Origin of the sequence: Pedobacter sp. R-06, assembly GCF_049913135.1 — a bacterium.
Classification (GTDB): Bacteria; Bacteroidota; Bacteroidia; order Sphingobacteriales; family Sphingobacteriaceae; genus Pedobacter.
Genome location: NZ_CP183977.1, coordinates 1,333,961 through 1,347,320, shown reverse-complemented (window position 1 = coordinate 1,347,320; position 13,360 = coordinate 1,333,961). Strand labels below are relative to the sequence as shown.

The following is a 13,360-nucleotide window of genomic DNA, read 5'->3' as shown; positions in this document are numbered from 1 at the left end:
TAATATTAATCAATTCCGCCAACTACATTTAAATTCTCTAGTTTCGTTTCTACATTGGTATCAATTGAGAGTGATTTTGCTGTATACAACAACATCATTTCTTCAGCCTTTTCTACCATATGTTTTGACCCGATAAAAATCGGAACCCGCTGATGCAATTCTGTAGGTTCAATTTCGAGTATACGATCAAAACCTGTGCTGGCTTTGCCCCCAGCCTGCTCAATAATAAAAGACATCGGGTTACATTCATACAACAACCTCAATTTCCCATTAGGGGAGCGCGAAGTGGTTGGGTAAATATAAATTCCGCCTTTAATTAAATTCCGATGGATATCTCCAACCATTGAGCCAATATAACGCGATGTATATGGGCGTTTGGTAGCCTCATCCTCTACCTGGCAGTATTTAATATATTTTTTAACACCATCTGGAAAGTGAACATAATTTCCTTCGTTTACCGAATACATATAACCTGTTTCAGGTATTTTCATCTGGGGGTGTGAAAGACAGAACTCACCAATTGATGGGTCTAATGTAAAACCATTAACGCCCTTCCCTGTGGTATAAACCAGCATGGTAGATGAACCATAAATAATATAACCTGCAGCTACCTGCTCGGTACCTTTTTGTAATACATCAGTTATACTGGCTCTGCCATCAACCGATTTTCTGCGGTAAATAGAGAAAATTGTCCCTACAGCGACATTTACATCCGTATTGGATGAACCATCTAGCGGATCGATACAGACGATATACTTGGCGTTTTGAGAAACAGGCGACTCGATATGGATAATTTCATCTTCTTCTTCGGTAGCTACAATACAGCATTCGCCACCACTGGTTAATGCAGCAATAAACTGTTCATCAGCATAAACATCAAGTTTTTTTTGCTCTTCACCCTGAATATTCGTGGTTCCCATATCGCCCAAAATATCAACCAAACCCGCTTTATTAATTTCGCGGTTTACAATTTTTGCAGCAATACCAATATCCCTCAATAACCTCGAAAGTTCGCCCTTAGCATATGGGAAATCTGCTTGTTTTTCTATAATAAATTGTCCTAGTGTTTTAACGCCACAAACCATACTTAGTGTAAATTTTACATTATCTACCCGATAACTCTATAACCTCTAAGGTATGAATATTTTCATCAGTTATGCAAAAACGGATGAGGGTTCTCACTTTGTGCCAGCCGTGTTTTCCTGCCGCACCGGGGTTTATATGCAGACATTTTATTTTTTCATCGTACATTACTTTTAAAATATGCGAGTGCCCTGTAATAAATAATTTCGGAGGGTTAGTGTATATTTCAGGCTTAACATAAGATGAATATCTTCCCGGATATCCACCTATATGTGTCATCCAAACATCAACCCTTTCGCAGCTAAATCGATTTTGCTCTGGAAACTCCGCTCTAATCGCACTATCATCTATATTTCCGAATACCCCGCGCAAAGGTTTAAATGCGGCCAGAGGTTCGGCAACATCAGGTCCAAAATCGCCGGCATGCCAAATCTCATCCACACCGTCGAAGTGTTTAAAAACCGCATCATCTAAAAAACCATGGGTATCAGAAATTAATCCTATTTTTTTCATTATGTAAACTTAATTGTGCCCCGTAATTTACAGGATTAGCAAAATCTTTCAACCACTTTTCGCTAAAATAAACCCTCCAACAATTGACAAATCTTTTAAAAATGGTGATTAATTATGATAAAAAAGCACCGTAATGATTATACAATGTTACCATTGTACCTACCCTTCCATCCATCCTAGAACCCTAAGCTAAAAGGCCAGGAAAAAATCCTTCAGCAATTCTTTATAAGCTGTTGTGTGCTGTTTTAAAGATTCATAAATATTAAAGTCTCTTTCTCTTAAAACTGTTTCGCCCTTTTTCAAACAGATTATTTGTCTAAAGGTCGGTTTGTTTTGATCAGAATGAATATGGATCCGCTCTGCAAGCGATAAATTATAATGCGCTGAAATACCAATAACCTCATCTGCTTGTTTTACCGGAAGGATTAACCAAATCATACCTTCATCTGCCAATAACCTACTCGATTTTTTAATGAGCATGCTAAAAAAGTCTTCATCCGCATGCCGGGCTATTCCTTTCCTAAACTCTTCACTTTTTAAATCATTTACAAAAAAAGGGGGATTAGAGACAATCAGATCGAATTGCCGAGCATACTCATATTGTTCAATTGATGTGTGGTTAATGGTTAACCGCTCACTGAAAACTGAAAACTGAAAATTTTTTTCAGCGGTTTCCGCAGCCTGCTGATCGATTTCTACAGCATGTATGTTTGCTTCGGGAAAACGTTGCGCCAACATCAATGCAATCACACCGGTTCCTGTTCCGATATCCAATATAGTTGCAGGTGAAGCATGCTTAACTGTTGCGCCAAGCAATACGCCATCGGTATTAATCCTCATGGCGCAACCCGTTTGGTCGACTTCAAACTGTTTGAACTTGAAAATACTCATCCTAAATTTCGTACAACTCTAAAGGCAAACCATCAGGATCAGCAAAAAAAGTAAACCGCTTATCGGTAAATTCATCAATGCGGATCGGCTCGGTAACAATGCCATGATCATTTAAACGCGAAATCTCTTTTTCAATATCATCAACCTCGAAAGCCAGATGGCGCAAACCCTGCGCTTCTGGTCGTGATGGCCTTACAGGAGGGTTTTCGAAAGAAAACAGCTCGATCTGATATACACCATTTACTGCAAGATCCAATTTATACGACTTTCTTTCAGCCCGGTAAACCTCTGCCAAAACGGTAAAACCCAATTTATTCACATAAAAATCTTTAGATTTTTCGTAATCTGAGCAGATAATGGCAATGTGGTGTATTTTATTGAACATAAATTTGATTTTAATAAGAAATACATTTGCAGCCTCAATTCCATAAGATTTCTTCTAAATAAAGTCGTCATCTCGACCGAAGCATCGCGGAGTGTTCCAAGGGAACTCCTTCGGAGGAGAGATCTACCTTGACAGATTTCTCGACTGCGTTGCACCGATAGCTATCGGGTCCGCTCGAAATGACGGTCTGCGCGCTACATTAATGTCAAAAGTAATAAAAGCGCAATTATATTGTACGCTACAATGAGCTTTTTAAATTTTTAACGCTATTTTTGCAACTTCAAAAAAAAAGCATGATTCATTTTTTCTCTTGTCATCCTGAGCCTGTCGAAGGGCAATCGCAGGCGATTTTTGTTCTACAAACAGACAAAGCGCTTTCTACCACTGATATTACTAAACTTGAATGGTTATTTGGCGGTGCCAAAATCTCGCAAGAAACAGCTTTAACAGGCTTTTTCGTTGGACCAAGAGCAGCAATGATTACTCCGTGGAGTACCAACGCAGTGGAGATTACCCAAAACATGGACATGCAGGGAATCATCAGGATTGAAGAGTTTAAGCAGGTTGAAGAAAGTTTTGCTGATTACGACCCGATGCTTTCTCAAAAATACAACAAGCTCGATCAGGAGGTATATACCATCAATATTAAACCTGAACCGATTTTAGAAATTACTGATATTGCTGCTTACAACAAACAAGAAGGACTTTCTTTAAGTGATGAAGAAGTTGAATATTTAAATACTTTAGCGCAAAAATTAGAAAGACCGTTAACCGATTCTGAAGTTTTTGGTTTCTCTCAGGTAAATTCGGAACACTGCCGCCATAAAATTTTCAATGGCAAATTCGTAATCGATGGCGTAGAACAACCTACTTCTTTGTTTAAACTCATCCGCAAAACATCAGAAGAAAACCCTAACGATATTGTTTCAGCCTATAAAGATAACGTAGCTTTTATCAAAGGGCCAAAAGTGCTGCAATTTGCACCTAAACGTGCCGATGAACCTGATTATTATACGACAAGCGATTTCGAATCGGTCATCTCATTAAAAGCAGAAACCCATAATTTCCCTACTACTGTTGAGCCTTTTAATGGTGCAGCAACAGGTTCGGGTGGCGAAATCAGAGACCGTTTGGCAGGTGGACAAGGTTCATTGCCTTTAGCAGGAACTGCTGTTTACATGACTGCGCTTTCGCGTTTAGAAGATAACCGCCCTTGGGAAAAAGGTGTTGAAGAAAGAGCATGGTTGTACCAAACCCCAATGGATATCCTGATCAAAGCATCAAACGGTGCCACAGATTTTGGAAATAAATTCGGTCAACCGCTTATTACGGGTTCCGTTTTAACTTTCGAACATGAAGAAAACAGCAGAAAATTAGGTTTCGACAAAGTAATTATGCTAGCGGGTGGTGTCGGTTACGGTAAAGCCAGCCAGGCACAAAAACTTAAACCAAAAGAAGGCGATAACATCGTTATTCTGGGTGGAGAAAATTATAGGATCGGGATGGGCGGTGCAGCCGTTTCATCTGCAGATACTGGTCAGCACGGAAGTGGAATTGAATTAAACGCCATCCAGCGATCAAATCCTGAAATGCAAAAACGTGCTGCAAATGCGGTACGCGGTATGGTAGAAAGCGATCACAATTCGATTATCTCTATCCACGATCATGGTGCAGGCGGTCACTTAAACTGCTTATCAGAACTGGTTGAAGAAACCGGAGGTTTAATAGACCTTGATAAACTGCCGGTGGGCGACCCTACCCTTTCAGCTAAGGAAATTATCGGTAACGAATCGCAGGAAAGAATGGGTTTGGTAATCGGCAACGATCATATCGAAACCTTACAAAAAATAGCCGACCGCGAACGCTCGCCAATGTATACCGTGGGTAAAGTAACCGGCGATCACCGTTTTACCTTTAAATCTGCAACAACAGGTTTAAAACCTATGGATTTTGAATTGGCCGCCATGTTTGGCAGTTCACCAAAAATTGTAATGGATGATCAAACCATCGATCGTAAGTATGAAGCTGTTGAATATAATAAAGTCGAATTAAACACCTATTTAGAACAGGTGCTTCAATTGGAAGCGGTTGCATCTAAAGATTGGTTAACCAATAAAGTAGACCGTTGCGTGGGTGGCCGTGTAGCTAAACAGCAATGTGCAGGTCCGTTACAGTTACCATTGAACAACTGTGGTGTAATGGCTTTAGATTTTCAGGGAAAAGAAGGTATTGCCACTTCAGTTGGCCATGCACCACTTTCAGCCTTGATCGATCCTGCAGCGGGTAGCCGCAATGCGATTGCAGAATCACTTTCGAATATCGTTTGGGCACCGTTAAAAGATGGCTTAAAAAGTGTTTCACTTTCTGCCAACTGGATGTGGGCCTGTAAAAACGAAGGTGAAGATGCCCGTTTATATGCAGCGGTAAAAGCTTGTTCTGATTTTGCCATCGATTTAGGAATCAATATCCCAACCGGAAAAGACTCATTATCGATGAAACAGAAATACAAAGATGGTGATGTAATTGCGCCGGGCACGGTAATTATTTCTGCCGGAGCAAATTGCGACGACATAACTAAAGTTGTTGAGCCTGTGCTTCAAAAAAACGGCGGATCAATTTATTACATCAACCTTTCTAACGATACCTATAAATTAGGTGGTTCGTCTTTTGCACAGATTTTAAACAAAATCGGTACAGAAACACCTGATGTTAAAGGTGCTGATCAATTTAAAACGGCTTTCAACACATTACAGCAATTAATCAAAGCTGACAAAATCCAGGCAGGTCACGATATTGGTAGCGGTGGTTTAATCACAACTTTATTGGAAATGTGTTTTGCCGACCGCGACTTAGGTGCTTCGATCGATTTGTCTTCACTAGCAGAAGCTGATAGCATTAAAGTATTATTTGCAGAAAACATTGGTATCGTTTTCCAGGCTGACGCTTCAGTTGAAGAAACCTTTGCAAAAGCAGGCGTTGCTTACCACAAAATTGGTGAAGTAGCTTCATCAGCTAAATTGGAAGTTAAAAATGCTGCTGATAGCTTCAGCTTTGATATAGACCATTTACGTGATGTTTGGTTTAAAACTTCATACTTATTAGATAGCAAACAAACCGGTAATGGCTTAGCGAAAGAGCGCTACGACAATTACAAAAACCATGTTTTAAATTACACTTTCCCATTACAATTTGATGGAAAGAAACCTGTAATCGATCCGACTAAGCCACGACCAAAAGCAGCCATTATCCGCGAAAAAGGAAGTAACTCTGAGCGCGAACTGGCCAATGCCATGTATTTGGCAGGTTTTGATGTGAAAGACGTACACATGACCGATTTAATTACCGGAAGAGAAACTTTAGAAGACATCCAGTTTATCGGTGCAGTTGGTGGTTTCTCTAACTCTGATGTTTTAGGATCGGCCAAGGGTTGGGCAGGTGCATTTTTATACAACGAAAAAGCAAGGGTAGCATTAGAAAAATTCTTTGCCCGTCCTGATACTTTATCTGTTGGGGTTTGTAATGGTTGTCAGTTATTTGTAGAGCTCGGCTTAATTAACAAAGACCATGAAGAAAAACCTAAAATGCTCCACAACAAAAGTGGCAAGCACGAAAGTATTTTCACCTCGTTAACCTTACAAGAAAACAATTCGGTCATGTTATCTACGCTAGCCGGAAGCACTTTAGGCGTTTGGGTATCGCATGGCGAAGGAAGGTTCTCATTGCCATACGCAGAAGATAAATATAAAATCGTAGCCAAATATGCTTATGAAACCTACCCGGCCAGTCCGAATGGATCAGATTACAATACCGCAATGTTATGTGACGAAACTGGCCGCCACCTGGTTATGATGCCGCATATTGAGCGTTCATTGTTCCAATGGCACTGGGCAAATTACCCACAAGGCCGCAAAGACGAAGTTTCACCTTGGATGGAAGCTTTTGTAAATGCCAGAAAATGGATAGAGAATAAAGGATAATAGAAGATGTAAAATGGATGATGGAATTAAAACCGTCATCCATTTTTTGTTTAAACACATTCGTCATCTCGAGCGGACCCGATATCTATCCTGTGAAACAAGCATGCATACCATGATAAATAATAACAGATGCTTAAACCGGTAAGCTTTAGTCGAAATGACAGTTTTTTTTGTATTATTCTAAATGATTTATTTTATCATCACATGAGCGTTCCGCCTTTCATAGCCGCTGTACACCCGCCATCGCTTATAGTCCTCGTTACGTTGCACTCCACTGCGGGCTAACCGCTCTGTCGGGTTTATTGAACAAAAACCTGCCCTTCGACATAAGACTTGTTTCTGCCCCCAGGTTAAACCTTTAATAGCACGACCAGCCTTGCCACCTAAACCCGACCGAAGTGGAAAACCCGCAGTCTGAGGTACGAGGGCGAGGATTTGAAACAAAGGGCGGGACTGTAATGACAAAAAGGTTCTGGTCTTGCTTTTCAAAAAGCCAACAATAAATATTTAGCGGTAGTGGCAGCTTTTATAGATATATTTCCGTTCCGCTTTTGATAAAACTGGGACAGACTAACGGTCCACTAACACAAAAAAAGGTCTGAGCTTTCGCCCAGACCGTTTCAATTTACCCAACCTCACATTTTTCTATAAGAGCATTAATAGAAAATTCATTTACGTATTTTCACCGAGGTGTCATCCTGTCCAAAGGACTCCTATGGAGAGCGTTGTCGTCATGCTGAACTTGTTTCAGCATCTTTTCTTGTGGGTAGCCCCTGAAACAAGTTCAGGGTGATGAATTTATCTCCCTAAATCCCCTGAATATCTTTCCTCACTTCCTTTCGCCAACCCTTTCCATATTTACGGTCCATAAAAGAAGCGACTACTTTGTTATAATCATTAATAGAAATATTTAAAGGCATTACACAGCCAAATTCAGAATAAGCCATACCATATTTCTTTTCAAATATTTCCTGTCCTTTAACATAAGTAGATACGATACCACCACGAAGCAGAAACTTCACGCTCCCCCGCTTTAAGTCGGCATTAGCCAGCTTAATGCTGTACACTTTCGCACTATCTACTACTATTTTAGCCTTAGCATTTAATTGTACAGCTGCAAAACAGAGAAAGATAAATATTGGAACGAGCTTTTTCATCTTAACTACTTTAGTTAGTTTAATTAGCAATCTGAAAGTTAATCGCCATATTATACCTTACACGAACAGGCACACCTTTATTCTTTCCTGGTTTCCATAACGGCGATTTTTTAATTACTTTAATGGCTTCTTCATCACAGCCAAACCCAATCCCCTTAATTACGGATACATCGGTAATCGAACCATCTTTCTCTACTACAAAGCTTACAAATACTTTTCCTCCAGCACCTTCCTCCTGTGCTCTTGATGGGTACCTTAAGTTACGTTCCATATATTTAGACCAGGCTTTTGCACCACCGTTAAACTCAGGATATTCATCTACTCCACCAATAGTTAAAATAGCGTTCGGATCACCATTTTCTGTACCTTCCTTAACTATCCCATTTCCATCCCCACTACCCTTATTATCGGTTAAAACTGCATTAGGAGCAACAACACCATCTTGTGTTTTAGTGCTGATTACTGCCAATTTTATATCATCAACTGTTGGAGGAGGTGGAAGCTCTATTTTATTAACCACTACTACTTGCGATGGAAGCGCTATTGTTTTAACCTTTACCGGATCAGCTTTTGCAGGTTCTACCTTTTTCTCTGGTTCAGGAGTTTTTGGTTTCATCTCGTGGATTACTTTAGTTAAATCAACAGGCCTTGCAATTTCTACAGCTACCTCTTCTTTTGGAAACAGTTTAGCATAAATTAAGGGAGAGAAACACAACAAGATAAACAGGCTTCCAGATACGAAAAGTGCTCTTGTCATAATCGACGAAGATTTAGACCTTAATTCATAAGCACCATAGTTTTTGTTGCGGTCTGCAAATACAAGATCGAGCCACTCGGTTTTGTATACGTTAATTAAAGAGTTGAACATAGCTTTTAGTTTTATAGCATGATGCGGCAAAATCAGCAATTCCATAAAACATTTAAAAAATCTATTTTCTTTACAAAAAATGAAATTTTTCATCTGAAAAACATTTTTTTATTTCATTTTCAATAAAATTGATAAAAATAATACGATTCTTTTACGAGAATTAATAAAATATACTATTTTTGACAAAAAACATAACAAATTAATGAAAAGCTTAAGAACCATCGCATTAAAAGAGGCTCAAAACAGAATTTCACCAGAAGTTAAAGCACCAGCAGCAAAAATTTCTGACTTTTTTGGCGCTAATGTATTTGATAAGAGAAAAATGAGAGATTTCTTATCTAAGGACGTATATGAAAAATTAATATCATCTATCAACCAGGGTGAGTTAATTAATTCTGACGATGCCAACCAAATTGCAACCGCTATGAAAGCGTGGGCAATGAGTGCTGGCGCAACGCACTATACGCACTGGTTCCAGCCATTAACTGGTACAACTGCAGAAAAACATGATTCATTTTTTGAGCCAAGTGGCGATGGAGCGATCGAGAAATTTGCTGGTAGCGCATTAGTTCAACAAGAGCCAGATGCTTCCAGTTTCCCTAACGGTGGTATCCGTAATACTTTCGAAGCTCGTGGTTATACTGCTTGGGATCCTTCTTCTCCAGCGTTCATCATGGAAAGCAAAGCAGGTAAAACACTATGTATCCCTACTGTATTCGTATCATATACCGGAGAAGCCTTGGATTATAAAGCACCTTTATTAAAAGCATTAGCTGCGCTTGATAAAGCTGCTGTTGATGTTTGCCAATATTTCGATAAAAGCATTACTAAAGTAAATGCTTCTTTAGGTATCGAACAAGAATATTTCCTGGTTGATGAGTCATTGTTCAATGCTCGTCCCGATTTATTATTAACAGGCCGTGCTTTATTCGGACACATGTCTGCTAAAGGCCAACAATTAGAAGATCATTATTTCGGTTCTATCCCTGAGCGCGTATTCAGCTACATGGTAGATTTCGAAAACGAAGCTTTAAAATTAGGTATTCCTTTAAAAACCCGTCACAATGAGGTTGCACCATCTCAGTTTGAGTGTGCACCGATTTATGAAGAAATCAACCTGGCTATCGATCACAATCAATTATTGATGGATTTGATGGAAAAAGTTGCCCGTCGTCACCATTTCCGTGTATTGTTACACGAAAAACCATACGCAGGTATCAACGGATCAGGTAAACACAACAACTGGTCGCTAATTACCGATACCGGTAAAAACTTATTGGCACCAGGTAAAACACCTAAAAACAACTTAATGTTCCTTGCTTTCTTTGTAAACACAATTAAAGCCGTTAGCGAGCATGCCGATTTATTACGTGCAAGTATTGCATCAGTAAGCAACGATCACCGTTTAGGTGCTAACGAAGCGCCACCTGCAATTATCTCTATCTTCTTAGGTTCTCAGTTGAACGATGTATTAGATGAGATTGAGCACTCACGTATCAGCAAAAAAATCAAAGAAGATAACGCACTTTGGTTAGGTATCCCTAAAATCCCTCAGATTTTATTAGATAATACCGACCGTAACCGTACTTCTCCGTTCGCATTTACAGGTAACAAATTTGAGCTTAGAGCTGTTGGATCTTCAGCAAACTCTTCTGCACCAATGACGATCCTAAACGCAATCGTAGCTGAGCAATTGGTTAAATTTAAAGTTGAAGTTGATAAATTGATCAAAAAAGGTGATAAAAAAGACATCGCTTTATTAACAGTGATCAAAAAATACATCAAAGAATCTAAAGGTATCCGTTTCGAAGGCAATGGTTACAGCCAGGAATGGGAAGATGAAGCTGCAACACGCGGTTTATCAAACATCAAAACTACTCCAAAAGCTTTAGATGCATATTTAACTGAAAAATCTGCTGAGTTATTTGCAACAACAGGTATTTATAGCGCACGTGAGATTCATGCCCGTCATGAAATCATGTTAGAAAACTTCTATAAAAAACTACAGATCGAAGCACGCGTAATGGGCGAAGTGGCTAACACTGCCATTATCCCGGCTGCAATTGCTTACCAAAACGCTTTAATCGAAAACGTACAGGGATTAAAAGCAATTGGTGTAGATAGCAAAGTTTCTATCGATATCGTTAAAAAATTATCAGAGCATTTAGAAATTGTTAAAACCAATATCGATGCGATGTTAGAAGAACGTAAATTAACCAACAAAATCGAAGATACCCGCGAGAAAGCGATTGCTTACGATGAGAAAGTTAAATCTTACTTCGATATCATCCGTTACCACGCTGATAAATTAGAGCAGATTGTTGACGATAGCGTTTGGCCTTTACCAAAATTCAGAGAATTATTATTCATGAAATAGATTTTAAGCCGTAAGGTTTAAGGTATAGGGCGTAAGGTTTAACTTTACGCCCTTTTTTGTTGGTTCGTTAGTAATTGATTCATTGGTTTAGCAATCTGCCAACTGAAAACTGGTTAATTGGTTAATTATTAAAATTGATTACTGTTATCCCTCCACAACGTCCTCCTGAACTTGGTTCAGGATCCAATCGAAAAGTGGTTTACGCTGGGTAAAGCTTTTTTTTTGGAAAGCAATATCAATGCGCATCGGTTAATCCAGTCCTGCTTTCCTTCCTGCTGTAAAGTTTTCGCTAGTTTTTAATTCATCGCTTACAGCATCCATGCAATCAGGTTTATTTCTGATAGGCCTGTGCATAATGGCATTAAGGGACAAATCTCAAAAAGTTGTTACCCTGAGCGTAGTCGAAGGGCATTTATTCGCGATTGATTAACCAAGAAGTCTTCGACTACGCTCTCCACAGGAGTCCTTTGGACAGACGGACAACCGCGGCACTCAACTTAACGATATTGGGCCTTTGCAGGAGAAAACCAGCCACAACGAACCAACCCGCTGTACCTAAGTCCGATTGTACGATCCCGACTTTACGTCGGGAGAGGAAAAGCGGGGCTGCAGACCGCCATGAAAAACGGGCACTCACTTTCAAAAAAAACAAAACTACCTTCTACAACTTTAAACCTTTGTGTGCTTTGTGCCTTCGTGGTAAACAAACTCAGGGGCCTTAGGTGATAAAAAAGCCTTGCCATTTAGCCATAAAAAACCTTAAGTATTTAGCTTTAGTCTTTCCCCTTAAAACCTTATCTTTGCGCCAACATGAGTGATAACAGGTACAATCAACGTGGCGTTTCTGCCTCAAAAGAAGATGTGCACAATGCCATCAAAAATATCGATAAAGGAATTTTCCCTAAAGCATTCTGCAAAATCATCCCCGACATTTTAGGTGGTGAGGAGGACTATTGTAATATCATGCATGCAGATGGCGCAGGCACCAAATCTTCTTTAGCTTACGTATACTGGAAAGAAACCGGAGATATTTCGGTTTGGAAAGGTATTGCACAAGATGCCATCATCATGAATATCGACGATTTAATCTGCGTTGGTGCTACCGATAACATTTTATTATCCTCAACCATTGGAAGGAATAAAAACCTGATCCCGGGCGAAGTGATTGCTGCTGTAATTAATGGTACAGAAGAAATTTTAGCAGATCTGCGCGAACAAGGCATGTCGATTTATTCTACCGGCGGCGAAACTGCCGATGTTGGCGACTTAGTGAGGACCATTATCGTCGATTCTACCGTAACCTGCCGCTTAAAGCGAGAAGACATCATCAGTAATGATAACATTCAACCTGGCGACGTAATTGTGGCATTAGCGTCTTCCGGACAAGCCACTTATGAAACAGAATATAATGGCGGTATGGGATCGAACGGTTTAACCTCTGCCCGTCACGATGTTTTCGATAAGACAGTAGCAAATACTTATCCTGAAAGTTTCGATCCGGCTGTTCCATTCGATCTGGTTTTCTCCGGAAAGAAGCAATTAACAGAAGAAATAGCTATTGAAGGTTTTGGCAAAACTACGGTAGGTAAATTGGTATTATCCCCTACGCGTACTTATGCACCTGTAATTAAAAGGATTTTAGAAAGCCATCGTAGCCAGATCAATGGTATTGTACATTGTAGTGGTGGTGCACAAACCAAGGTGTTACATTTCATCAATGATGATATCCACGTCATCAAGGATAACCTGTTTCCTATCCCACCACTTTTCAAATTGATTCAGGAACAATCGGGTACCGATTGGAAAGAAATGTATAAAGTATTTAATATGGGCCACCGTATGGAGTTATATGTTCCTCAGGAGATTGCCGAAAGCATTATCGAAATATCAAAAAGCTTTAATATCGATGCGCAGATTATCGGTCGTGTAGAAAAAGGCGACCAGAAACAGGTAACCATCGAAAGCGAAAAAGGAACTTTCGTTTATAACTAAGCATTAAGATACAATTTAAAAAGAGGTTGTATCATAGTTGTATCATAAATATAGATTTGTCATCCTGAGCTTGTCGAAGGACCTGTTTAAATACGCTTTAAGGTGTTTCGACAGGCT

Annotated in this window: 9 protein-coding genes; 3 read left to right on the top strand and 6 right to left on the bottom strand. The window is 39.6% G+C overall.

Features of this window, described 5'->3' with window-relative positions; genetic code table 11:
* Positions 1 to 5 precede the first annotated feature (5 nt).
* The 4 genes from fbp to ACN9MR_RS05740 all read right to left on the bottom strand — a co-directional run bounded on the left by fbp (position 6) and on the right by ACN9MR_RS05740 (position 2,872).
* The gene (gene fbp / locus ACN9MR_RS05755; RefSeq protein ID WP_426328652.1) at positions 6 to 1,085 is read right to left on the bottom strand and encodes a class 1 fructose-bisphosphatase; all 1,080 of its coding nucleotides are present in this window, start codon (positions 1,083 to 1,085) and stop codon (positions 6 to 8) included.
* A gap of 19 nt (positions 1,086 to 1,104) precedes the next feature.
* The gene (locus ACN9MR_RS05750) at positions 1,105 to 1,596 is read right to left on the bottom strand and encodes a metallophosphoesterase family protein (protein WP_426328651.1); all 492 of its coding nucleotides are present in this window, start codon (positions 1,594 to 1,596) and stop codon (positions 1,105 to 1,107) included.
* Between the two features lie 189 nt (positions 1,597 to 1,785).
* A complete protein-coding gene (locus ACN9MR_RS05745; protein ID WP_426328650.1) occupies positions 1,786 to 2,487 on the bottom strand; it encodes a tRNA1(Val) (adenine(37)-N6)-methyltransferase in 702 nt (233 codons plus the stop codon).
* 1 nt (position 2,488) lies between these two features.
* On the bottom strand, positions 2,489 to 2,872 hold the full coding sequence (locus tag ACN9MR_RS05740; protein WP_426328649.1) for a VOC family protein: 384 nt from the start codon (positions 2,870 to 2,872) through the stop codon (positions 2,489 to 2,491).
* Positions 2,873 to 3,165: 293 nt separating this feature from the next.
* Here ACN9MR_RS05740 and purL point away from each other — a divergent pair, with 293 nt between their 5' ends.
* Complete coding sequence (purL, locus tag ACN9MR_RS05735; RefSeq protein WP_426328648.1) at positions 3,166 to 6,849, top strand: phosphoribosylformylglycinamidine synthase; 3,684 nt, start codon at positions 3,166 to 3,168, stop codon at positions 6,847 to 6,849.
* Positions 6,850 to 7,655: 806 nt separating this feature from the next.
* On the opposite strand, the gene ACN9MR_RS05730 is transcribed toward purL, so the two are convergent.
* Entirely contained in the window at positions 7,656 to 8,006 is a 351-nt protein-coding gene (locus ACN9MR_RS05730; protein ID WP_426328647.1) for a hypothetical protein, read from the bottom strand.
* Between the two features lie 19 nt (positions 8,007 to 8,025).
* Entirely contained in the window at positions 8,026 to 8,874 is an 849-nt protein-coding gene (locus ACN9MR_RS05725; protein WP_426328646.1) for an energy transducer TonB, read from the bottom strand.
* A gap of 202 nt (positions 8,875 to 9,076) precedes the next feature.
* On the opposite strand from ACN9MR_RS05725, the gene ACN9MR_RS05720 reads away from it, so the two are divergent.
* Positions 9,077 to 11,251, top strand: coding sequence for a glutamine synthetase III (locus ACN9MR_RS05720; RefSeq protein ID WP_426328645.1), 2,175 nt, complete (start codon positions 9,077 to 9,079; stop codon positions 11,249 to 11,251).
* Between the two features lie 810 nt (positions 11,252 to 12,061).
* On the top strand, positions 12,062 to 13,243 hold the full coding sequence (locus ACN9MR_RS05715; protein ID WP_426328644.1) for an AIR synthase related protein: 1,182 nt from the start codon (positions 12,062 to 12,064) through the stop codon (positions 13,241 to 13,243).
* Positions 13,244 to 13,360 lie beyond the last annotated feature (117 nt).

Coding starts and splice junctions, on each gene's coding strand:
- fbp (WP_426328652.1), bottom strand. CDS start 1,085: ATGGTTTGTGGCGTTAAAACACTAGGACAATTTATTATAGAAAAACAA.
- ACN9MR_RS05750 (WP_426328651.1), bottom strand. CDS start 1,596: ATGAAAAAAATAGGATTAATTTCTGATACCCATGGTTTTTTAGATGAT.
- ACN9MR_RS05745 (WP_426328650.1), bottom strand. CDS start 2,487: ATGAGTATTTTCAAGTTCAAACAGTTTGAAGTCGACCAAACGGGTTGC.
- ACN9MR_RS05740 (WP_426328649.1), bottom strand. CDS start 2,872: ATGTTCAATAAAATACACCACATTGCCATTATCTGCTCAGATTACGAA.
- purL (WP_426328648.1), top strand. CDS start 3,166: ATGATTCATTTTTTCTCTTGTCATCCTGAGCCTGTCGAAGGGCAATCG.
- ACN9MR_RS05730 (WP_426328647.1), bottom strand. CDS start 8,006: ATGAAAAAGCTCGTTCCAATATTTATCTTTCTCTGTTTTGCAGCTGTA.
- ACN9MR_RS05725 (WP_426328646.1), bottom strand. CDS start 8,874: ATGTTCAACTCTTTAATTAACGTATACAAAACCGAGTGGCTCGATCTT.
- ACN9MR_RS05720 (WP_426328645.1), top strand. CDS start 9,077: ATGAAAAGCTTAAGAACCATCGCATTAAAAGAGGCTCAAAACAGAATT.
- ACN9MR_RS05715 (WP_426328644.1), top strand. CDS start 12,062: ATGAGTGATAACAGGTACAATCAACGTGGCGTTTCTGCCTCAAAAGAA.